Source organism: Amazonocrinis nigriterrae CENA67 (assembly GCF_016056305.1).
GTDB classification, from domain to species: domain Bacteria; phylum Cyanobacteriota; class Cyanobacteriia; order Cyanobacteriales; family Nostocaceae; genus Amazonocrinis; species Amazonocrinis nigriterrae.
Window position 1 is genome coordinate 17,084 of sequence record NZ_JAECZC010000007.1, and the last position, 24,498, is coordinate 41,581.

Here is a 24,498-nt window from a genome sequence, read left to right on the forward strand (position 1 = left end):
AGAATATTTCTGCCCCTCTCCGCATCAAAGAGGGGTTGGGGAGAGGTTCATCGAACTCACACTATAGTTACTTTGTACAGTGCGTAAGTCCTAGCATCATCATCTAATGGCTAAAACAAATCAAAAGATGGCCAATTGGTGACTTTACTTTTAATTTTCCACATGAGTTGGTCAAGGTCACTACCGAAGTTTGATTTTTGACTGCGGGTGTTAACTAAGACTGCCCAAGAGAAACCATCACTAGTATTGACAAGAAGTGCTTGTTCTCCTGGTAAGCTGCCGTTATGCCAATGGTTATTAGCTGAGTTTACAGCCCATCCTTTGGCGTAACCAGGGTCAACACTTGAGCCTTGATACATAGTTGCGATGGCACTAGCACCAAGAATATCAGGTTTGGGATTGAAACCATCTACCCGCACGGACAAACGCACTAAATCACTCGGTTTGGCAATCCAACCACCGTGAGCATCCATTCTGGCCACTTTCATACTGTAGGGGTCTTCGCCACCTTGACCGTAATAGGTAACTTCGTTGGCTTTTTTCTCGGCTAAGGTGTCGCCACTAATTTGCATATCAGTGATATCTGATGGTTGGAGGATATTAGTTTTTACGTAATTTTCGTAGGTTTGCCCTGTCACCTTTTCAATTACTCGCCCCAAAACACAGAAACCAAAATTAGAGTAAGCATGTTTAGTTCCTGGTGGATTATCTAAGGGACGGTTATCTAATACCCAACTAATTAATTGGGTATGATTCATTGAAGGATTAGAAAACATCGGGTCATTGCTACTGTTAGACCAACCACCAGCTAAATGGCTCAGTAAATGTTCTACAGTGATTTGATCGATATTGGGTTTATAGGGGGTTGTGCCGTAGGTAGTGCCTAAAATCCCACCTTGACCGAAAATGCGATCGCTTAACTTGAGCTTACCTTGCTCCACCAGTTTCATAATTGCGATCGCGGTAATAGGTTTCGATACACTTGCAATGCGGAAACGGTGACGAGGTGCAACTCTTTGACCTGTCGATTTATCAGCCAAACCGTAGGTTTTAGCTAACACTAAACGTCCATCTTTAGCAATAGCCAAAGAAAGACCAGGAACATCATAATCTTGCATAAACTGCGCCACAGTTTGATCTATAGCTTGCAATTCTGAAGAGTTATAACCGTTTTGGCTTTCCCAGATAGCTGCATATCTGTCTTCACCATTGACGGTGTAACCATTCACCCATACAGGACGATAGCCTTGATAAAAGTAACGATCAAATTCGTCTTGATATGCTTGGGAACTCATACCATGACGCGCTACCCAAGCCCCACTACCGGATTTTTCCCAGAGTGCGGCATATCTATCTTGACCGTTGAGACTGTAGCCACTAACTTTAATTAAGCGGAAGCCTTGGGCAGTGTATTTGTTAAATTCACTTTGATATTCTGCTGAAGTCATTCCGTGACGTGCTATCCAAGCTGGTGCATTCGCAGTTTTTTCAAAGATGACTGCATAAAAATCTTGATTGCCCACAGTGTAGCCGCTAATATCCACAGGACGAAAACCTTGGGCAGTGTATTTGTTGAATTCGCTTTGATATTCTGCTGAAGTCAACCCATGACGTGCTACCCAAGCTGGTGCATTCGCAGTTTTTTCAAAGATGACTGCATAAAAAGCTTGATTACCTACAGCATAACCACTCACCTGCACCGGACGAAAACCCTCGGCAGTGAATTTATTAAATTCACTTTGATATTGTGCTGAAGTCAACCCATGACGTGCTACCCAAGCTGGTGCATTAGCAGTTTTTTCAAAAATTACAGCATAGCGGTCTTGATTACCTACAGCATAACCACTCACCTGCACCGGACGAAAACCTTCAGCAGTGAATTTATTAAATTCACTTTGATATTGTGCTGAAGTCAACCCATGACGGGCCACCCATACACTACTATCCCTAATATTAATTTTCTCAAGAGAATCGATCATTTTACTTACCTGTTTTTCAGTTTAATTGATACGAAGTTTTTTGCTTTTTTCGCTAGGATATGGGCTTGATAACTTTTGCTTTCACTTGGTATTAAGCTGAAGCTGATGTTTAAGTTTGCCTCATTTCCTAATTGATAGTATGTTGAATGATTGAAGCAAATAGTTGAGTTAAATTCAGGAATTGCAAAAGTCAGATAAATTCAGTAGACCGAAAAATTTTGTCAGCGATCGCAATAATGCAGATTTGGGCGATGTTTTTGGGCTAACGCACTGCACTCTTAACCCACCGACAACACCCGTAAGGATGTTATATCAAGTCCGGTAAATTGACCATAATAAAAACACCCCACCCCCAACCCCTCCCCTTACCAAGGGGAACTCGGGGCCCCCTCTGGGGATTAGGGGCAGGGAGACAAAGCATCGCTTTGGCGGGGTGGGGTAAGCGCGGATATTAAGGGTGATTGAGCGGACATGATATTAAAGCCCCTCTCCGCGTCGGAGAGGGGTTTGGGGAGAGGTTCATCGAACTCACGTTATTTAAAGTTTTTTTAATTTTAAGTCCCTAAGCGCTCAGAGAAATATTGACGATACAAATAACAGCGAGGCTCCACTTCATTGCCAATAAGTTTCACTAACCCCATACTTTGCAACTGATAAGTCTGCACAGATTCCAATCGCACGGGAGTCGTAGAAGTAACTACTTTTTTGAAAGCCAAAGTTAACTCTGGATGCTCTTGCAGATTTAACAAAAAATCCCGCAGATGATGACCATAAATTCCGGCTTCTGTCGTCGCTTGTTCTAAAAGTTCCTTCAGGGTAATGTCTGGATGACTTTTGAGGTGAGCTAAAGCTAACTCCAAAAGATAAGGATGACCTCCCACCAAATTCATGAGTGTTTCTAGTTCGGCGCTATCGACTACCATTCCATGCTGTTGAGCCAAGTCTTGTAGCTGAAAGTTAGTGAAATCCGTTAACTCAATCGGTAAGCCCACATTAAATGGCGACTGATTAATATTCAGTTGAATGTAAACATCCGTTCCGTAGACAAGCACCAGTCGCAGCTTTTTCCAGGTTTGGCGGGTTCTGGCTTTCTCATACCACGATCGCAGTAGCCCAAAAAAATCTTCGTAAATTTCTGGATAGGGGAAGAGTAAATCTACGTCATCTAAGCATAATACCAGGGGACTGTCTGCGTGAACTAGTAAATATTCTTCAAAATAGGTAGTGCAACTCACCTTAGTACCCATTTCTTCTTCATCCCAGTATTCATCCAACTGACTGGGTAAACCTAACTCTCGGCTGAGATTCAAGCAAAACCAACGTAAGAATTTGTTGAGATTGGTTAAGTGCGTTCTCTTATCTATCAGACCAAAACTTAAACTAGCAGTTCGGTAACCTTCAGAAGCCACCTGAGCCAGAACCCTTGTCATTAAAGATGTTTTCCCCATCAACCTTGGAGCCTTGAGGCGAATGAGAGATCCTGGTTGCAAAAGGGTTTTATAGCAAATAGATTCTATGGGAGGGCGCTCTACATAGATATCATGAACCAGAGGTGATGGCTTTTGTTGAATAGTTAGCGAGTCGGTGGGCTTCTGTGCTTTTGCCGAATTTAAGTCTACATGAGACACATTGTAAATTACTTCACGATTTTCAAGATTTATCGGGGCTTTTTCTGGTAAAATCTCTCTAAATTCTATTTGTTGTTCCCAATAGCGTTTTAAGGCTTCCTTAAAATTGCTTTTCTTGACTTTTTCACCTAGAGATTCTGTTAGAAGCTTCCAAAGTTTGGGAGCTACATCTTGACTTATGTAACTCGTCGTGTATTGATTCTGAGCAGCAATTTGATCGTACTCCTGTCTGTGCCAAGCTCCTTTAAAAACTAAAATTTCTACATCTGTTAATTTTCTGCTTTCTTTAGTAAAGACTGCTTGATTTGCAATTCTGATTGCTTCATCTAAATTAAAGTTCATAAGGATTACATCTAAAATCGAATTGAAAATTTTATATGCTAAGCAAGAACTATCAATTTAATTATTTCTGATTTTACCTGAATTTACCTAAATTTTAAAAGTCCTGAATTTAACTCAACTATTCAGGTAAACTATCCAGCATACTGGAAACAGAAAGTTCAGCTTAGTAAAAAAGAGGTTTTTATTGATATCTTACAACAATACTTGAAATAAAAAATGAGATAACTACGAGTATGTTATTCATTTTACGCAAAGTTAAAATATGGCTCAATGCTCTAATTTTATTAAGAATCTGACTGCTTCCATCTGTGGGAATGTCAATCTTATATAACTTTTGCTTTTTGCAGTGTAAATCTAATTATCTCTAACAAGGAAATAAACAATGAAACGCACAATTGTTTTTTTAATCTCTTTGACTTTATCATTTCTGTTCTGCTTTAGCTCTATTGCTATGGCTGAGGAAATTCAGATTCAAATTCCAGAGGTCGCGTCACAATCGGATAAATCAGGAGACATCATTCAAGTTCCTCCTCTAAAGGTAAATAATGCAAATTCTCTTATGCTGGAAGCAAAAATTAGTACTCAAGTTTTGAAAGAGAGTCCCAATACAAACATGCAATCATCTCAAATTCCAAGCAATTTAGTATGCTCTCCAAGAATATGCGTTACGTCTGACCGTCGTCCTGGTTATTATTTGGGGGGGCAGTGTACACCATGTTAGAACTAATGTAACCTGTTTTTTCAGGAAAAGTACATAAAATAGATATATTTAATTCTATTTCCTTAAAAAATAGGAAATAGAATTAAATATTGTATACACCAATAGCCAATTAATGAAATAAAAATTGGATAACATTAATTTTTTATGAAAAAGTGGATTTACTATATTTGGATAATAAATTTGTTTGTTTTATGCTTTACAACTCAAAATGATCGAACTTATGCACAAATTTCATCTGACGGAACTTTATCCACAACAGTTGAAAGTACTGACAAATTAAACTTCATTATTACTAATGGAAACCAAGTAGGAGACAACCTTTTTCACAGTTTTAAAGAATTTTCTATTCCCCAAGGGGGAATAGCTTCATTTGCCAACAACTCAAATGTAAAATATATTATTAGCCGCATTACAGGACGCTCAATCTCTTACATAGATGGTTTGCTCAAAACTGAGGGTTCTGCCAATCTTTTTTTGATTAATCCTAATGGTATTATTTTTGGTTCAAATGCCTCGTTAAATATTAATGGTTCTTTTATAGCAAGTACAGCTAATAAACTCATTTTTTCTGATGGAAATCAGTTTAGTGTTCATGATACCAAAACGCCACCGTTACTGAGTGAAAATATCCCTATAGGTTTGCAATTTGGGGAACTTGCTAAACCAATTAAAATTGATGGGTCTATGCTTAGTGTTTCACGAGATGAAACTTTAGCTATGTTAGGTGGTGATATATTTATAAAGGGTGGACAACTAAGAGCACCAGGTGGTCGAATTGATTTAGGAAGTGTAGCTAATAATAATTTAGTTACACTAATTCCACTTACCAAAGGCTGGGCATTAGGATATGCTAACGTACAGAGATTTGAAAATATTCAAGTAACCCAAAATACTTCTATTTATACAAGTAGTGATAAAAACAGTGGCGCTATTCAGTTGTATGGCAAAAATATTGTAATCACAAATGACTCGCAAGTAGGAGGGATAAACCGAGGAAATAACTCAGGTCAACCCTTAATAATTAAAGCATCTGAATCTGTAGAAGTAAGTGGTGATTCCGCAGTATTTACGCTAACTACTAAATCTGGAGCAGGAGGTGACATAATATTTCAAACAAAACGGTTACTTGTTGATGCAGGTGGAGTTATAGAAGCGTCTACTTTTGACTCTGGAAGGGGAGGAGATTTAACTATTGATGCTGATGAATCTGTAGAGGTACAAGGAATACTAGGAAGCACCCAATCTTTGACTAGCATAAATGTTCGGACTTTTAGTATACAAAAAAATGCTGGCGATGCTGGAAAAATCGAGATTTTTACTAAGAAAGTAATTCTCGGTAATGGAGGGCAAATATCAACTTCTACCCTTGGTGCTGGCAAAGGGGGAATTTTAAAAGTAAACGCCTCTGAATCTGTAGAAGCAAGCGATCCAGTAGTGAGAACTAGCGATTACTCTAGTGGACTGGTTTCTCAGAGTAGAGGAGGTGGTAAAGTGCCTACAACAGGTAAGGGAGGAGACATAATAATCAATACTCCCCGTCTAGTTGTTAAAGATGGTGCAAGGATATCGGTTGCAACAACTAATGGTAGCCAAGGAGATGCGGGGACGTTGGATATACATACATCTGATTCTGTAATTTTGACTGGCACTGCTATTGATAGGAATGGTCAAACTGTTCCTAGTAGTTTGTTGGCTACTAGTGAGGGTTCTGGTAGTGCTGGTAACTTGAGAATTAACACAAGGACATTAACTGTTCAGAATGGTGCAGAAATTAGTGTCAGTGGCAAAGGTTCGGGTTCTGCTGGGAATTTAACTATTTCAGCCAACACTATTCGCCTTAACCAAGGTCGCCTTACAGCTGAGACTAATGCTGGAGAAGGTGCAAACATCAAGCTGCAAGACCTCAAATTATTATTCTTGCAAAATCAAAGTCTCATTTCCGCAGAAGCCTTTAACAGGGCTAACGGCGGCAACATCAATATTATTGCTCCTAACGGTTTTATCGTTGCTGCTCCCTACCGAAATAATGATATCATCGCCAACGCCTTTCAAGGGCAAGGTGGTCAAATTAACATTACAAGTACTAATATTTTTGGCATTGCAGAACGCAGTTCAACCCCAAAAAACACAACTAATGACATTGATGCCAGTTCACAATTTGGCTCATCTGGCACAATCAACCTTAATACTGATCCTACTGATCCTAATCGTGGCTTAGTTGAATTACCCAGCAATTTGGTTGACCCATCCAAGCAAATTTCCACCGCCTGTAATCCTGGTAGTCGGCAAAGCCAAAGTTCCTTGGTCGCCACCGGACGCGGTGGATTACCACCCAGTCCTTATGAATCCCTTGACAACAGTGAAGTCTGGAGGGACGTGCAACTGCCAAGACAATTAGCTGAGAATTCAGCCACAATAAGCCCTGAGCAGATTGTGGAAGCTAAAGGGTGGATTGTCAACAAAAATGGGAATGTAGAACTCATCGCTCAAGTGCCCACTGCCACATTCCAAGGTCGTTGTGGCTTGCGTTAGCTGACCGAAACAGTAAATAGTGAGCAGTAAGCAAGTGGAGTGAAACATCAAGTGAGGCCGAGGTTTTTAAAAGCAGCGTCTTTCCGTATTCGGAGAATAATGTTTCTGGTATTGTTGGTATTAAGCATTAGTACTCCCACTTTTTTGGCTCAACAGGTAGAAGTCGTTTTTGCAAAGACCGTTCAAACTCCAAACGCCCAATTATTACTGCAACAGGGCATAAAACTCTACGAGGCCCAACAGTTCTCTGAGGCGATCGCAGTCTGGCAACAAGTAGTTTCTACCTTTGCTCAACAAGGAGATAGCCTCACAGAAGCGCTAGTGTTGAGCAACCTTTCATCAGCTTATCAGGAGTTAGGACAGTGGTCAGCTGCTGAAGATGCGATCGCCAAAAGTCTCAACTTGCTGCACAATCTCAAAGATTTAACCCCCTCCCAAACATATTGGGAAATTCAAGCCAAAGCCCTGAATACTCAAGGCAGCTTGGAATGGGCAAAGGGGAATTTAGAGGAGGCGCTTGCAACCTGGAAGCAGACAACAGCTACCTATGCGAAAGCTGGCAATCACATAGGGGTCATTGGTAGCTCACTCAACCAAGCCAAAGCTTTACAAGCTTTAGGATTGAGCCACCAAGCCGAAAAAACTTTAGCGCAGATCAACGAAATCCTCAACTTTGAATCCGACCCTGCTCTCAAAGCTACAGGATTACTTCACTTTGGTAATGCTCTCAGGCGAGTTGGTAAACTAGCCCAGTCCAGACAGGTTTTAGCCCAAAGTGTGGAAATTGCCATAGGATCATCAGCCAAGGCTTCAGCTCTGTTGGAATTGGGCAACACTGAACTAGCTCTCAGTCATAGAGCCATTGCCATCGGCAAAAATCAAGAGGGGATTGAACACGCTCAATATGCTCTCAAATTTTATCAACAGGCGTCAGAGTTGGGGAGGCAAATTCAGCCTCAACTGAATCAGCTGAGCCTTTTGGTGGAGACTGGACAAAAGTCACAAGCAAACAAACTATGGCCTCAAATCCAGCAGTCGATTGCCAACTTACCTCCTAGTCGAACAGCAATCTATGCCCAACTGAACTTGGCCCGGAGCCTGACTTGTCTCAAACTGGATATTGACACAAAAGCAATTTCATGCATAAACGACGAACAGCGAGAACGACTGTTAGCACAAACTCCTGCTCAACCAAGCCCTTCGTGGCCAGAAATTGCCAAGATTTTAGCAACTTCAGTTCAACAGGCTCAAAGGCTGCAAGACCTGAGAGCCGAATCCTACGCCCTTGGTCAGATGGGCGAGCTGTATGAATTGACCAAACAGTGGTCAGATGCTCAAAACCTCACCCAAAAAGCCCTGTTCATAGCTCAGGAAATTTTAGCTCCCGAAATTCGTTACCGCTGGGAGTGGCAGTTGGGACGCTTACTAGAAAAACAAAAAGACACCAAAGGAGCGATCGCCAGTTATACTACCGCAGTAGAAACGCTCAAATCCGTTCGCAGCGACTTGTTCACTATCAATCCAGATGTTCAGTTTTCCTTTAGGGATCAGGCGGAACCCCTCTACCGAGAATTAGTCGATTTGCTTTTAAGCAACCAAGGAAATGTGCAGCCCAGTCAGGAAAATCTCAAAAGAGCGATCGCAAACATTGACTCCCTGCAACTGGCGGAACTAGAAAATTTTCTGGGCTGCAACCTTACTCAAACAGTGTCGCTTAACCAGAACCTTGAGCAAGTCTCGCGTCAAGCAGCATTCATCTACCCGATTATTCTCAAAGATAGATTAGAAGTGATTTTCAAGTTGCCAGGACAACCAATAGGACATTATGGGCATTTAGTCCAGCAGGCGGTGGTGGAAAAGACCCTCGAAGAATTAAGAACAGCCCTATTAGGACGCAACGCTGGGAAAGTGAGAAAGATATCTCAACAAGTTTATGAATGGTTACTCGAACCACTTGAGTCGCATCTGCAAAAAAGCAACGAAATAGAAACTTTAGTATTTGTATTGGATGGCAACTTGCGGAATATTCCGATGTCTATTCTTTATGATAGTAAAACCAACAAGTATCTCATCGAAAAAAAGTACACTCTCGCCTTGCTTCCGAACGCCCAGCTTTTTGACATCCGAACAAAGCCCAAGCAATTAAAAATTTTGGGTGCTGGTATTAGTACTGCTTTGGAAGTAGAAAACCGTCGTTTTGACCCAATCAACACCACAGCAGAATTGCAGCAAATTAAGCAAGTAGCATCGAGTAAGATTCTAATCAATTCAGAATTTACTCGAGCAACTCTACAGCAGAATTTAAAATCCGGTGGTTTTTCCGTTGTGCATTTAGCCACTCACGGAAATTTCAGTTCTGACCCCGAACAAACATTTATTCTCGCCTACGGTGAACTCCTCAAATCCAACGATTTAAATAACTTGCTGGTTAGTGGTAAGCAAGGGGCATCTGGTGCAATAGAATTACTTGTCCTCAGTGCTTGTGAAACAGCAGAAGGTGACAGTAGAGCAACTTTGGGGCTAGCTGGGTTAGCTGTGAAGTCGGGGGCACGCAGCACCCTGGCTACTCTGTGGCAAGTGAGTGATGAATCTACTGTCAAATTAATGGGGCAGTTCTACAAACAGTTAAATCAGCCAGGAATGAGTAAGGCTCAGGCACTCCATCGTGCCCAGCAAGCTTTGTTGCAGGAACCAAAGTATCAAAACCCCTATTATTGGGCACCTTATGTTTTAGTTGGCAATTGGTTTTAATCAAGGGACGGCAGTAAAACTGAATTTACAAATGGTTCTTCTATTACCCATTCATAACCTAAAAATTTCAACAGGTTAGCCCAATCTTCATGCAGTTGGAGATTTTCTGGATGAGAAAAATGTTGTTGGGCCAAATTAGCGATCGCATCGTACCAAAAAGCATTTTCTTTATGGATCAGATATTCTTTTGGGTGTGCAACTTCTATCTGATTTCTCAAATGTAAGTTTAGAGGTTGCCGTTGCACCCAACCATCTATTACTAGTTCAGGCTGATTGGTTCGCTCCGATTTACAGTTAACTTTAAAGTACCAGTGGTAGATTTCGTTGAATTTAAAAGAGTATTGAGACTCAGAGGGAATTTTGATTTTGATAATTCCTGGTTTTTCTGTAAGCTTGACAGCAGTTTGGTAAATAGTCTGACGTTCTTTCCCATCAAGGAGCAAAAACTCCATATAACTTATTTGATCCGGAGCATAGGGAACATAAAACCAAAAAGTTGGATACTCAGAAAGTGTATAATCACTACCATTATTAGCCATTAAGGCAGTCAAAGGCTTGCTCGTCTTTGGGCAAGTTGCCTGGGGACGTGTTGTTCCTGGTGTAGGGTCGCCTGAAGGCGTACCTGTATTAGGCACTGGTGGTGGGTCAGAATTATTATTTGGGTTATTTTCTGCTTTGATTGATGCAGAGTTACTGCCTAGCATTGTCAGTGCCAAAATAATAGCCAAAGCAAGTTTAATTGGTGGTTGAAGTAGCTTACTGATCATGGAGAAAACTTGATTATTATGATGTTGCGCCTCAGCCAGTGAAGTATAAACATAACGTGAGTTCGATGAACCTCTCCCTCCCAACCTCCCTCTCCTGAAAGGCGAGGGAGGAGCAATGAAAAAATAATACTTTTACTCCCCTCTCCTCGTAGGAGAGGGGCCGGGGGAGAGGTCAAAACAGCACTTGTCGAACTCACGTTAAACATAGTGTTTTTGAAGATTGGTATCTCGAAAATTCTACTTTTTGAGAAACACTGTCTTAGCTAAAACACATTTAATTTTCATAACCGAATTTCATCAAACTCTTGTGGAGAGCTACTACCTTGGGTGGCTCTGACGACTTGTACCTCTTTAAAGAAGCAAAATAGTCAGAGCGTCTTGACACAGGAAAAGCAAGTGGTGCAGTTTTTCATCAGAAAAACTGTTGTGATGTAGCGGTTGCCAACCTTCTTAACGTCACCGCTCAGAAGGTTCGCTGCTTTGTATCAACTAATCTGATACTACAGTGCTTAGGATTTTCCTTGTATTTTTTTCAAAAAAATTCAAGTTTTTTTTCTGACATCAAAAAAGTACTCCCCAACCAGTATGCTTCCCCCAGTACCAACTAAAGCTAATACTGATGGGACAAGCGGGAGCCAACCACCTTTTGTTAAGGTAAACCAGCAAAGCCCATATAAAACCAAGACGCAGATGGCGATCGCCACACCTCGGTGTAGTGATGCCCTCAAATACCAAATAATTAGCCCACCTGTGGTTGACCAAAACACAATCCACACAGCATCTCCCCATAAGGGCCACCACCATAACAGAGGTCGATTTTTATCCTCAACGGCACTGAGAATTTGACTAATTAAGTGTGCATGAACCTGTAGCCCTCGCATTCTACCAAAGGGTGTATCGTGAAAATCTTGAATACTTGTTGCTGTCATGCCAATCAGAACAACCCGCTTCTCAACCAAAGCTGGGTTAAAGTTATTGTTGAGGACATCTCTAAAAGTAACTTGCTGAGCTATCTTCTTGGGATCGGCGGTCTTGCGGTAATGGAGCAACAATTGGTTTCCTCGGTCATCTAAGTTTTGATACCCACCACTGCGCGATTCCAAACGTTTGGCGAGAATTGGGCCGAACATCCAATCACTTGTCTGAACCTTGACTGCAATGCCTTTAGCTTGCAGATAGCGGTATGACAACTGAAAACCGAAAGAATAGTTAGTTGTACAACTAGAAGAAGCAGAGTCAGGATTGGGAGTGCGGGATAAAAGATAGCGACGGATAGTATAATCTTGATTATTTTGCTGTAAGTCAGGGTATAAGTCAGCAAAACCAACTCTTGCAGTTGGAATTTGCGGCGGGGGCTTGATACTTTGACTAGAGTCTTTGTCAATTGCACAGACGGCAATCAAGTTTTGATTTCGCTGTAGATGCTCTACTAGTGCTGCATTTCCTGGCGGTACAGGGCGCTCACGAACAATGTCCAAGCCGATCACTCGCGGTTTATACTGATTGAGTTTGTTTAGGATCTGGGCAAGGATGGCATCGGGAATGGGATAACCATATTGACTGATATCCGCTTCATCTGCACCAACCAGCAAAAGACGCTGATCTGCTGATTCGATTGGTAAATGGCGCATGAGGTGGTCTAAAGCTTTGAGTTCAACGGCTTGCAACACCCCTAGCGATCGCACTGCCATTGTTAAAATACCAAATAAGCAACTCACTACCAGTACTGCCCAGACAGGAAGTGCAGTCGAACGGGAGCGCAAAGTTTTTAAATGTGTCGCTACCCAATTCAAATTAAACACTAATTGATAGATGCGGTTTTTGACAACTAAACTTCCCTGCTGTTGAGTCACCAACCCGGATAGCCGCAATTCTAGGTATTCACGGTAGTTTTTAGGAGCAATTTTGCCAGATAGCAGAATTTTTTGATACAACAAAAGCATCTGTAGACTAAAACGAGTATTCCTCAAAAGACGATCTCGTATCGTCCTCAAATGCTCTGGCTCGTCTTGGGATTCCCAATTATCAATTACTCGCGCTTGTACTAGCTGTTCAACACCCTTGGCTTCGTCACCCGCAGCAAAAAAGGTTTCAGAATTAGCAATTAGCCAACAGAGTTTCTGAGTGAGAAATGGTTGTCCCCCCGTCCAATGCAATACTTCTCTCAATACGGCTTGGGAATTGCTCGCTTTTTTAGCGAGTCCCTCAGCTAAAGCCGCACTTTCATGCAGTTGAAAACCTTTTAGTTCAATTGACCGTCCAATATTGAAGGGGGTAGAATGGGGGTCATCAATCAAATCCGATGGCGTCGCTACTCCTAACAGCACAAAGGTTAGGCGTCTGTATTCTGGTTTGTCAGCACGCCTATCATAACAGTTGCGGAGCAAAGCAAAGAAGTCATCTGTTGGGAAGCTCAAATTGAGGACGCTATCAATTTCATCGATAAAGATGACTAACGATTTATGGATCTGAGCCAGCAGAACTGTTTCTATAAATTCACCTAAACGTTGCAACGGAGAAATATCTTCGCGCTCCTGTAACCAACTACGTCGATTTACCTGAAGTTGAAATCCACTTACCAACTCTTGGATGATCCCCCCATACCACTGCTGTGCTGTAATCTGCTGACTGCCAATTCCCGATAACTCAATTTCGGTACAGATAATTCCTTGTGCTTGCAACTTGCTCATTGTCTGTACCCTAAGCGAAGACTTGCCCATCTGTCGAGAAGTAAGAACGTAGCAATACTCCCTAGCCAACAGAGCCTCATAAAGCTCATGGTCTGCTTGTCTGACAACATAAGTAGGAGCATCAGCACAGAGGCTTCCTCCTGGCTGATATTGGTAGACAAAGTTAGATTCTGCGCTCATCAATTATCCTTATTCCATCAATTTGAGTGAGTATTAATTTTTTGTGTGCTAAAAGCCAAAAATTTTTTATTTTTCCAACTTCCATAAAAGAAAGCTATATAACTCAAATGGCACTTAAGATAAACTCTAACCCTTGATATTACTGGTTTTGGGGTGTGGGGAATTAAGAAGAACGGGGTTCTGTATGGCGCACTAAAATTCAATTTCCATAGCACTACACCTTACACCCACAACAGCCACCCCCACTCAGCCTGTCCTAACTAGGTTTCGTCTTTTCTTAGTGACATTCCTATAGGACTCCTATTTGATTTTTGAACAACTAAGCTGCCTATGAACTTGCCACGCAAAGCTTTCCTTTTCAGGATATTGTGGAATTTTATGTAAATCTAGATACATATATTTTTAAGCAATTACTTAGAGTTGCTCAACAGTGATTTTCAACAATATCAATACTCTGCTTTTAGCAATTCTGCCTGAGTATCATAAGTTTTGCCAAAAGATAAGTACTAGTCCTGAATTTACCTGAATTTACCTGAATTTTTCAAGTCCTAAATTGGACTCAACTATTTGCTTCAAGCATATAACATACTATCAATAGGAAACGACGCCTAACTAGAGTGTAAGCTTGGTCAAGCTAAATCAGTTAATTCTACTTAATACCTCTTAAAAATTATAGAAGTAAAGATAGCGGGCTTAACTTTCTTAATTAATATGTTGGTATTAATTCACATATTTAGCTTTTGATCATTGCGTAAGCTATATCTACTTTTTGGGGATATTAACCGTTGGTTATCAAGTAGTTTACTAATTACATAGAGCAATAGACAAAGTTAGATTAGCTAACTACTATTTACACCAATAGAAAGCTAAGTTTCTACTATCACTAACTCAATAACTCAAGGATAAAACTATATGTTTCGCAAAAATCAGTCTAATTCATCAAAGGTTACAGCCCAATTTGTAAAACTCTCAGAGCTACCCAAAGTGGAGCAGGTAGATTTGCAAGAGCTTTCGGATGAAGAGTCAACAGTTGTAGTTGGAGGGGGAATCATTGTCCCAGATCTCCAATCTAATCTATTATTCCCACCTGGCCCATACTTCCAATCTAATTTAAATTACCCACCAGGCCCATATTAAAGTTATAGCAATTTTGTTGCCTGAAGAGCTAACTGAAGGCTGAAGTATGAAGTTTGAAGAAGAATTCAGAAGTCAGAATTCAGGAGTCAGAATGCAATTCTAGGGGGATTTAGACCCGCCACTGATTGAAGACCACCGCTCTTGAAATTTGGTGGGGGTCTTAAACCCATTTATTCATCCACGCCTACGCACAGAATTCAATTTCTTATTCTGGCTCCTGACTCCTGAATTCTGTTTGATAAAATTATTCATTTTGACTTCATCTTCTGAAAGTATCTTGGTGAATAGTGGTGGAGTTGACATTTTTGATTCTGCAATAAATGGCACAACTTCTATGATCGTGACAAGCTTCACTGATTATCCAAACAGTAAAGACAAGTATCTGCAACATCTCGCGCAGATTCAATGTTTGTAAAAACTCACACAAAGCAAGGAGAAAATAATGGTAACAACAGTCAAACTCAACTTTCATCCCGATATTGACGGGTTTGCTTTTAGCAACTCTTGGTCTTTTGAAGAATCAGAAAAAGATATTGTTTACTCAAAATTTAATGAAGTTGTTTTTGTGGCTGTCCTTGGTCTGATTCCGCTAATTCCGCCTGACCCGATCCTGATAGGCATACTCATCAATCGTTTGAAGAATCTCATTGATAATCAATTGAGTCAGAATTATGGTCTGTGCGGTGGCATGGCGTATGCTGCTCTTGATTATTACAAGGCTAATCTGATCATTGAGCGTGGATTTTCTGACAGTAGTCCTGATCACACTACTTTACAAGGGGGCAAGCTGCGTGACTACATCTGGCAGCGGCTTATGGATAGTATGATCAGTGGAGGGGCTGCTTTCACGACTCTTCAATGGATGTTTATTTTGCACATTCTCAAAAGAGCAGACATCTTGTTTAATTACACAAAGACTGAGTGGGTGAGGTTGAAGCAGTACATTGATTCGGGAACACCTTGGCCCATTTGCTTGATCGGCACTACCTCATCTCCTTTCAATAATCATCAGGTTCTAGTCTATGGTTACACGGACAATGGCAATGGAACAGGAGTGTTATTTATCTATGACAATAATAATCCGGATAAAGAATGTACGATCACTCTAAATTTTAATAGTTCTGCAAACAACTGGAAAGAAAGCGACCCCCATCCAAAGAGAGGCCCGCTCCAAGGGTTCTTCTGTACCTCCTACCAATTTAATCCTTCTCCACCCCAGGCGGTAGGATTGCTCTATCCTATGTTTATTGCCCCGCAGCCACCCTTGCCTGGAAAGACAGCATATTTTGATTACACTGCAACCAATGTTGGCTTTGGTTCTACGCCTCCTATGAACCTCTATATAACTGTTTTACAGTTGAGTCTCTCGCCTACAGATGAAGTTAGCGAGGCTCTATTATCTGAAGAAATTGGTAAGGCTCTATTACCTGAAGAAGTTGGTAAGGCTCTATTACCTGAAGAAGTTGGTAAGGCTCTATTACCTGAAGAAGTTGGCAAGGCTCTGTCACCTGATGAGGAGGCAAGTTTATTTCAATTATCTTCTACCCAAAACGGATCGGATTTTACATTATTCAAAACATTCATTTTTACATCCTCTGCTGAAGCTTTTTTAGCACCAGCCTCTATCGATAGTCTTTTCTCAGCAAAGTCTTCTCATAAGCCGGCACCGACGAATACTGTATCTCGCCGTATTGCATCTACGGCCGCGCGAACTCTACCATATACAAAAAACAGCACCTGGTATTTCTTGCCAGTGGCACGCCTTACTAGTAAAGACGGTTCCATCAGCTTCAAATCTTTGCCAATAGGGCTGAGCAAACCAGGTAAAGAAGGTAAAGAAGGCAAAGAAGGTAAAGAGAAAGAAGGCAAAGAGGACGACAAAGCGACACTCATTGAGAAAATCGCAAAAGAAAAAGAAAACGACGCCTTCGAGAGCTTGAGCAGTATAACGAACACTGCTGAGGGTGATTTGTCTGATGAAGTCCCTGCCAGTGGACAGGCTTTCATTCGTCCTGAAGAACGTCCTCAGGTCGGTATGCAAGCCTTGCGCGCAACTGAAGAGAGAAAACAAAAAAGTAACCAATGATCGTCATTATCGCCAGTCGTCACGATGCAGTTGCTAGCGCCCTCCTGCAACGTTGGAAATCACACAATGTCAGGCTCCTCACTGCTGAGGATCTCTCTACTACAGGATGGCGCTACTTTCCTCATGATGTGTACTCCTCGACAGCTGTCATTGGGGGACAGGAAGTTGCTGCACAGGAGATTAGCGGTGTGCTGACCCGGTTAAGTGGCGTCCCTCAACAGGAGTTGGGACATATTATTGCAGCAGACCGAGCATATGTTGCGGTTGAGATGACAGCTTTCCTCCTTGCCTGGTTAACATCTTTTTCAGGCCCTGTTCTCAATCGCCCGACTCCTACCTGTCTTTCAGGGCCAGGCTGGCGAAGAGAGCAATGGACGTATGCTGCGGCTCGAGTCGGCATTCCCATTTCCCCAGTAGAGCGGCGAGAGTACTTTGGTCGTCATCAAGCAGTGAAGGAATCAGCAGCGAACATCGTGACGATCACAGTAGTGGGGAAACGCTGCATAGGGGAAGGACACACAACCTTGGCACAGCAAGCCCAACGTCTAGCAGCCACAGCTGGAACAAATTTGCTCTCTGTTGATTTCAGTAGTTCAAAGCCAGGAGCGTTATTTGTGAGTGCTAACCCATTCCCAAATTTGGCTGATGACGAGGTTGCCCATGCGATTCTCAAGTACTTTCAAGAGGAGAGGGATTATGCAACACCCGTTTGCTCCCAGCACGCCCTGGCGTGAGTGTAAGACAATTCTGCTGTGGGGCTTGCCAGAAGATACGCCACTAAGTATGGTTCAGCAGGCGCTCCATCGCAAGGGGTGTAAGGTTGCTTTCATTGATCAGAGTGAGGTTCTGGAAACAGAAGTTTCATTGATTGTGGGAGATACTGTTCATGGTTGGGTGCGGACTCCAAATCAGGTGATCGATCTGAACAAAGTAACCGCTGCCTATTTGCGACCCCACGAGTCTGCGCGCTTGCCTCTGATAGAGCGTGCTGGCGTAGGGAGTGCAGCCTGGGAACACGCAATGCGTATTGATGATACCTTGTTATTGTGGGCTGATCTCACTGAAGCTTTGGTGATTAATCGTCCACGTGCAATGGCAAGTAACAACTCCAAGCCGTATCAGTCTAGCCTGATTCGTGCCTGCGGTTTTGCCACTCCCGAAACACTCATTACAACTTCTCAAGAAGCAGTCCGTATATTTTGGACACAGCACCAAGAGATCATTTATAAATCGATCAGCGGAGTACGCAGTATTGTGTCGCGTCTGAGCCACGCACACGCGCCGCGGCTTTTGCATGTCGCATCTTGTCCAACGCAATTTCAAGCATACATTGCAGGTACAGATTATCGGGTTCATGTAGTGGGGGAGGAAGTCTTTGCCTGTAAAATTATCTCAGCGGCCAGTGATTATAGATACGCAGTTAGGGAGGGAATGTGTGTGAGCCTCTTTCCCTACACACTGCCACAGGATATTGTTCAAAGTTGCCGGGATCTCTCGCGTGCGTTAGACTTGCCTGTTGCAGGGATTGATTTACGCAAAGGCTCTGATGACATTTGGTATTGCTTTGAGGTGAATCCTTCACCCGCATTTAGCTACTATCAAGACATGACAGATCAGCCGATTGACGAAGCTATTGCCCAACTTCTGCTATCTACAAAGACCGGGCTTTGACAGGTTTTTCGATTGTATTGCAAAAATATAGCAGTCCGCTTTGATTTTTGAACTTACTTGCACAAGGCGGGGAGTGGGTAGGGGCGGGTTTAAGCAGTCACTCTTTGGGAAGACGAAAGTCTTACTAAACCCGCCCGTACAGGAGTAGGGAATAGGAAAGAACCCTTTTTGAGTTGTACTGAACTTCTTCAAAAATAAAATAGGAGTCCTATAGTTTCATTTAAAAATGCTCCGCATTCTTAATCACTTGGTATGTTATTGACGCACTGATCTAATTTAGTCGTAGTTTGCTTTGAGTTGATAAAACTCATCGTTAGGGCATATTTTGTATGCTTCCAAAACAATGTAAAGGAAAAAAATATGACAACGTTTCCCAATCTAATTGGTACATGGGTGGATGTGCGATCGTTTGCACCACCAGATTATCCTAGTGATGGTAACTTACAACAAGACTGGCAGCCCTATATTCAAGCTGCGGTCGATTATATCGTTAATCAATCGCTCAATGACCCTGCTCCAACCAAAGTTGCAACGCTTTACTTCCCCCCAGGGCGCTACCGAATTAATGCTCCTATTGTTGTCTCGCAAAAGATTCCTGAAACAACTAGTTCAATTGGCAAGCGTTATACGTATTGCTCAATTCAAATTATGGGCGATGCTCCACCCTACGGTGATGGTTTTAATGGAGCAGTCATCATCCCGAACTTTAGTGACCGACCTGCACTTTGTATCGAACTCGGCCGCGCAGTAAAAATACAAAATTTGGCTTTTCATGGTCTCAATACCTGGGTGGAGACTGCTAACCCACGCGATATGGCAACACACTACAACGACAACAACTACATTGCCAAAGTCAAAGACAAGCAGGGCAACTACATAGACATTCCTGTTAGAGACAAGACATATTCACCGTATGCAGCCATCTGCATCGACCCGTTTACTCGCTATCCTGATTCTAAGGAGCAGTTGCCACCAGATCCCGACTCTAAGCATCCGTTACCCCCAGATGGTGGCTATCCAGGCATGGAAGAGTATTATCTTCCCGCAGGATATCACGACAACCCAAGATCGGGCAGTAGCTCGATCCAAATCGATAACTGCACTATCCACGGGTTTATTGTCGGGATAGCAATTTCGCCGAACGGACTGACGCAAAATGCAGAGAATATTGCAATTACTAACTGTAGTATCACCTCAGTCAAAACAGCGATCGCAGTCTGCCAAGATCAAAGCCGCAACGTCATCCTACAAAACCTCTCAGTGGAAGGTGCAAAATACGCTATCAATTGCACTGATTATGGAAAGGGAACGGGTAATTGCCCATCTATCTTCGGTGCAAATATTGGAGGGGTAAAGTACATTTTCAAGACCTTCTCTTTTGGTTCGACACCATCGATCAATGGACTTTATTGTGAGGCATGTCTGAGTATTGGCATCCTTGGAGGGGGTGCTACGGGAGATGGGTATGTATTTAACTCGTGTAACTTTGCACTCATTGGAACACCCTCTAGAAATCGTGTACCGACTAAGCCATCGATATTCCGATTGATAAATATGGCGCGGGCTGTGTTCAATGGTTGCGCGATTGGTGCGATCGCTTATATTCCAACTAACGCTATACCCACTCAAGCCGATAACTTGAACGATGAGCCGTTGTGGCTACTCTCTGTGGGTTCAACCATATTTAATAACTGCACACTCGGTGTTCGGGGATCGGATGCTGCGCCGCGCTTCTGGATTGCTGGGAATACATGGAATGTTGCATTTAATGAATGTTACACCTTTGACATTCCCTATGACATAACTCAAAACCCACCAACTGCTGTCTCTCCCCAGTCATCTGGTCGGATCGGTCAAATAATCAAACTTCAATATTCAACTAATTTGCTAGATGATACAGTGCTGCCGGGTGCTTTCATGTATTGGCAGGACGACAGTGGCGGTTTGCCCACGCAATTGCGTTGGATAGATTCAAAGATTCCTTATGTTGTTCTACAAGATGTTGAGGTAACTGTGAATGACGATGGCACTGGCAGCTTCTTATTGCCAGAGGCAGCCATAGGATTGGTAGCACCAGGTGACATTATTGAGTCTCATACGGAGGTCTATAATCCTGTTGAGCAGGAAACCACTGCTCAGAAAAAAGCTTACGATATCAATATTACAGTGCAACTTGGACGGGTCGCAGACATCGATTCCGAGACTCAGCTCGTCACTCTACACTATGTGTCTGCAACAGCAACCTCGCAAACACACAAATACCTCTTTGCCCGTTACCTCCCAAGAATTCACTATTCTACTACGGGTGACTTCAACCCTGCACAGGCAGACCGGATTATCAATGTGTCACATCCTGCATTGTGGCGGAAGAATGAGCGGATTCGTGATGCTCACGGATATATTAAAGAGGGTACATACATTAAAGAGATATTAGGGAACACCTTCATACTGAGCAGACCATTCACAGGAAGCGAGGCTAATAACGTGGCGCTTTATGATGCCAAGGTTTTTCAAATGAACACTACTCAGGTTTTCTAAAAAGGGCTTTTGCGATCGCTCCTACCAGCCCCCCTGATTGCGACTGGTTTTCAGTTAAGATCTGTTGTGAGTGCGATCGCAACAGCTCAAGTTCTTCTTGCAGCTGTTGTACTTGTTGCTAGATGTCTACAGTTGTAGACACGCTAATCGTTGCCGTGGATGAATAAGTTGGCTGAAGACCCCCGCTAAATTATTGGAAATTTAGCGGTTTACAATTAGTGGTGGGTCTGAATCTCCCACTAGTTGAGTCTGATTTATGAATTCTGACTTCTGGATTTTTCAAGAAATAGTAAAAATATCTTACAAAATCCAATAATACATTATGAGATTTGTTTTTTATTTAAATAAAAGTAATAAATCTATACATATTGAAGAAAAATTCAGAAGTCAGAATTCAGGAGTCAGGATGCAATCAGTGTGGTGCAGCAGCGCACTGATGATTTTTTACTCACTTTGACTTTTAACGATGATTTAAGCTTGGGCAGAGGAACTAGCTAAGTAACAGAAGGTGTTCGAGTGTTTAAGTTTCGGAATGGTGATTATGAATATTGGGTGTGGAATGGCACATTTGTTCCTTTATATTTTTAGTCTCGGCGTTTTTTTGTGGCTTTTTGGGCGATTATCAATCAAGCGCGATCGCCCCCGATTGCGTCGAGTAGATGGGGTGATTTGGCAAAGACCAAAGTGATCACTCTGGTCTTTGCCAACATACAGTTTGTAGTTTGTCAGCCGGATTTTTGTGATAAATCTGGGCGAAACACTTGCTATTAAAAGATTTTTATACTTCAGATACCTCTGCTCTAGTCAGGTTGTATCCACTACCTCTAATATAGAGTTACAAACACAATTGGCAATTTTCCACAAAAATTGGATTTTGTCAGATATTTTTTACCCCTAAATATGTTTACACATTTCAATGCTAACTTCACACGCATAGATGAGATAGTTCCTAATATATATAAGCTTTCTATCTCAAATAATAAAAAGTTCGTTTTTAGTCAATTTCTTATTCTTGATGAGCGCCCTATGCTTATTCATACGGGTCGCTCAAATTGGTTTCAGCAAACTTATGAGCTTGTTTCGTCTGTCTGCGACGCTTCAAAACTTCATTACATTGCCTTGTGTCACCTTGAGGCTGATGAGTGTGGAGCGCTGAATAAATGGCTTGAAGCAGCTCCAAAAGCACAAACAATTGTGAGTCCTCTGAATCAATCGAACATGGATGACTTTGCATTGCGACCAACAACAGTTCTGAAGAATAACCAAGTTCTTTCCTTGGGCAAAAGAGATATCATACTTATTGAAACTCCTCATTTTCCTCATGGATGGGAGGGTTGTGTATTCTATCAGCCGCAAGAGCAGATACTTTTTTGTTCCGATCTTGCGGCTCATCCTGGTCAGTTTGAGGAGCCTGTTACCAACAAGGATCTGACAGAATCTATCATTAAGTTTCAGCAAAAAGTCGGGTTTATGTCTGAAGGCAAAAGCTTCACTCGAGGGATTGAAGCAATAGAGAAGTTACCCATTAAGTACCTTGCAACAATGCATGGTTCTATTATTTACGGGGAGTTTATCTCGAAGCTTTTGGCAGAAATGAAGCAAACCTTTGGTTATTAAGTTGATTGTATCCGTGAGGATCAGTTGTGCGAATGCGATTACAAAAGTATTCTTGATTATAGCAAGCGATCGCTCCGGTTTGAGTACAGAAGAGCGCTTTGATTTTTTGGAAATCCCCAATTCTGGCTCTTCTGGGGTAGGCGATCGCTTGCTCAACATCGCTCATTAAAAACTGTGTAGTATAGCAAAGTGCTGAGTGCTGAGTGGAAACCCAGTTATTTCAAGGCTTTGAGCAATCAATATTGTCCTAACATATGTGGCTACGGCTATATTACGTAACTGTAACTTTGGGCATTCGTTGCCCTTGGAGCGATCGCTTCCTATGCCACATTCGTGTATAACTCAACCGATAAGAATTAATGTTAATTTAATTGCATCTTAAATTTAACAATGTAATTTACAGAAGTTGTTCCTCTTCAAAACAAGAAGTGGAATAAATAGCAACTTAAAACTGATGGCATAACTTTAGTTGCCCCTTTTTCAGGTGCTAATTATCTGTTAAAAAAGTTGAGAAAACGATCATATATGTTGAGAACACTTCGACATTCTTGGCAATGGATTGGTGGAATGACCAATGGAATAGCGGTGTTAGCAAGTATCGCTATGAGTAGTCAAGCAACGTTAGCAGGCACAGTGCCGACTTTTGATCACATCGTCATCGTGATTGAAGAAAATCACGGATACTCACAGATTATTGGTTCAAGTAGCGCTCCATATATCAACTCACTAGCCCAGGAAGGAGCCAATTTCACGAATTCCCACGGTGTCACACACCCAAGCCAACCCAACTACTTGGCGTTATTTAGTGGCTCTACACAAGGTGTGACAAATGACAATTGTCCTTTAACATTTAGCGGTGCTAACCTAGCTACTCAGTTACAGGGCATTAACTTGACTTTTACAGGTTATTCAGAAAGTATGCCCAGTGCTGGTTATACAGGTTGTTCCTACAATAGTTTGTACTATCGCAAGCACAACCCTTGGGTCGATTTCACTAATATTGCCAGTTCTTTAAATCAACCATTTACAAGTTTTCCTACGACATTCGCGAATCTGCCTACTGTCTCAGTTGTGGTTCCTAACGAACAAAATGATATGCACGATGGCACAATTACTCAAGGTGATACCTGGCTGAAAAATAATCTGGATGCTTATGTACAGTGGGCTAAAACTCACAATAGCTTACTGATTCTTACCTTTGATGAAGATAATGGAACAAGCAGTAATCGGATTGCAACTATCTTTGTTGGCGCTCATGTCAAGCAGGGAGCGTATAGTGAGAATATCAATCACTACAATATATTACGCACTATTGAAGCTAGTTTAGGATTACCTGGCTTGAATAATGCCGCTAATGCAACCCCAATTACTGATTCCTGGCAATAAATAAATTTTTTGCCTTTGTGTCGCTTTTCTTAATGGGACTTAAACAAAAATTAGCCAGAAAAAACCATCAAACGTAATACAAAGAGACTTTGATATTATAAAGCCTAGTTTGTTAATATATCTAGGTTTCAATGCCCTGCATAGGTTTGAGGCTTGTTTCTGCCTCAAAAATGTTTAAGTCCCGTTAGCCTACTAATGATTTGCTGCGCTCAGTTTTATACTGAATGCCATCAACCATTCCCGGTGCAGTGAACGTATAGAAATTGTTTTAGAACCCCAAGCTATGGGCATAATTCCTTACAAAACTAGGCATACTTCCACGTAGCTTGCTTCGCTTTGAGCAATCAACACTGTTTTAATAAGCTATATGTGCATACAAGTTACACAATTAAAATTGTAGGTAATGGTTTCAAACCCTCTCCCTTGCTCCTCTGCGGTATCAACATGTAAATTAAGTGCTTAACAGTTTACTA

General features: G+C 41.9%; 15 protein-coding genes. 11 read left to right on the plus strand and 4 right to left on the minus strand.

Features of this window, described 5'->3' with window-relative positions; translation table 11 throughout:
* Nucleotides 1–110 precede the first annotated feature (110 nt).
* Entirely contained in the window at nucleotides 111–1,979 is a 1,869-nt protein-coding gene (locus tag I8748_RS05325; protein WP_198123617.1) for a serine hydrolase, read from the minus strand.
* 554 nt (nucleotides 1,980–2,533) lie between these two features.
* A complete protein-coding gene (locus I8748_RS05330) occupies nucleotides 2,534–3,949 on the minus strand; it encodes an AAA-like domain-containing protein (RefSeq protein ID WP_198123618.1) in 1,416 nt (471 codons plus the stop codon).
* A 382-nt stretch (nucleotides 3,950–4,331) separates the two neighbouring features.
* On the opposite strand from I8748_RS05330, the gene I8748_RS05335 reads away from it, so the two are divergent.
* The 3 genes from I8748_RS05335 to I8748_RS05345 all read left to right on the plus strand — a co-directional run bounded on the left by I8748_RS05335 (nucleotide 4,332) and on the right by I8748_RS05345 (nucleotide 9,953).
* Nucleotides 4,332–4,670 (plus strand): hypothetical protein, encoded by a 339-nt coding sequence (locus I8748_RS05335; protein WP_198123619.1) that lies wholly within the window; start codon nucleotides 4,332–4,334, stop codon nucleotides 4,668–4,670.
* A 144-nt stretch (nucleotides 4,671–4,814) separates the two neighbouring features.
* Nucleotides 4,815–7,202 carry a two-partner secretion domain-containing protein gene (locus I8748_RS05340; RefSeq protein ID WP_198123620.1) on the plus strand — a complete coding sequence of 796 codons (2,388 nt, stop codon included), beginning with the start codon at nucleotides 4,815–4,817 and terminating at the stop codon, nucleotides 7,200–7,202.
* Nucleotides 7,203–7,301: 99 nt separating this feature from the next.
* Nucleotides 7,302–9,953, plus strand: coding sequence for a CHAT domain-containing protein (locus I8748_RS05345; protein WP_198123621.1), 2,652 nt, complete (start codon nucleotides 7,302–7,304; stop codon nucleotides 9,951–9,953).
* Here the strand turns inward: I8748_RS05345 and I8748_RS05350 are convergent.
* Entirely contained in the window at nucleotides 9,950–10,720 is a 771-nt protein-coding gene (locus I8748_RS05350) for a DUF928 domain-containing protein (protein WP_198123622.1), read from the minus strand. The two genes, I8748_RS05345 and I8748_RS05350, sit on opposite strands and share 4 nt — an antisense overlap.
* Nucleotides 10,721–11,262: 542 nt before the next feature.
* The gene (locus tag I8748_RS05355) at nucleotides 11,263–13,590 is read right to left on the minus strand and encodes a CHASE2 domain-containing protein (protein ID WP_198123623.1); all 2,328 of its coding nucleotides are present in this window, start codon (nucleotides 13,588–13,590) and stop codon (nucleotides 11,263–11,265) included.
* Nucleotides 13,591–15,169: 1,579 nt separating this feature from the next.
* Between I8748_RS05355 and I8748_RS05360 the strand changes: the two genes are divergently transcribed.
* The 8 genes from I8748_RS05360 to I8748_RS05390 all read left to right on the plus strand — a co-directional run bounded on the left by I8748_RS05360 (nucleotide 15,170) and on the right by I8748_RS05390 (nucleotide 24,025).
* The gene (locus I8748_RS05360) at nucleotides 15,170–16,813 is read left to right on the plus strand and encodes a hypothetical protein (protein WP_198123624.1); all 1,644 of its coding nucleotides are present in this window, start codon (nucleotides 15,170–15,172) and stop codon (nucleotides 16,811–16,813) included.
* Entirely contained in the window at nucleotides 16,810–17,547 is a 738-nt protein-coding gene (locus I8748_RS05365; RefSeq protein WP_198123625.1) for a hypothetical protein, read from the plus strand. Before I8748_RS05360 ends, I8748_RS05365 begins: the two co-directional genes overlap by 4 nt.
* A complete protein-coding gene (locus tag I8748_RS05370) occupies nucleotides 17,510–18,484 on the plus strand; it encodes an ATP-grasp domain-containing protein (protein ID WP_198123626.1) in 975 nt (324 codons plus the stop codon). Before I8748_RS05365 ends, I8748_RS05370 begins: the two co-directional genes overlap by 38 nt.
* A 360-nt stretch (nucleotides 18,485–18,844) precedes the next feature.
* Entirely contained in the window at nucleotides 18,845–21,022 is a 2,178-nt protein-coding gene (locus I8748_RS05375; protein ID WP_198123627.1) for a hypothetical protein, read from the plus strand.
* A 541-nt stretch (nucleotides 21,023–21,563) separates the two neighbouring features.
* Complete coding sequence (locus tag I8748_RS34510; protein ID WP_214662437.1) at nucleotides 21,564–21,710, plus strand: hypothetical protein; 147 nt, start codon at nucleotides 21,564–21,566, stop codon at nucleotides 21,708–21,710.
* Nucleotides 21,711–21,922: 212 nt separating this feature from the next.
* Nucleotides 21,923–22,639: an oxygen-binding di-iron domain-containing protein gene (locus I8748_RS05380; protein WP_198123628.1), complete on the plus strand. Its 717-nt coding sequence runs from the start codon at nucleotides 21,923–21,925 to the stop codon at nucleotides 22,637–22,639.
* A 13-nt stretch (nucleotides 22,640–22,652) separates the two neighbouring features.
* Complete coding sequence (locus I8748_RS05385) at nucleotides 22,653–22,808, plus strand: hypothetical protein (protein ID WP_198123629.1); 156 nt, start codon at nucleotides 22,653–22,655, stop codon at nucleotides 22,806–22,808.
* 356 nt (nucleotides 22,809–23,164) lie between these two features.
* Nucleotides 23,165–24,025 carry an alkaline phosphatase family protein gene (locus tag I8748_RS05390; protein WP_198123630.1) on the plus strand — a complete coding sequence of 287 codons (861 nt, stop codon included), beginning with the start codon at nucleotides 23,165–23,167 and terminating at the stop codon, nucleotides 24,023–24,025.
* Nucleotides 24,026–24,498 lie beyond the last annotated feature (473 nt).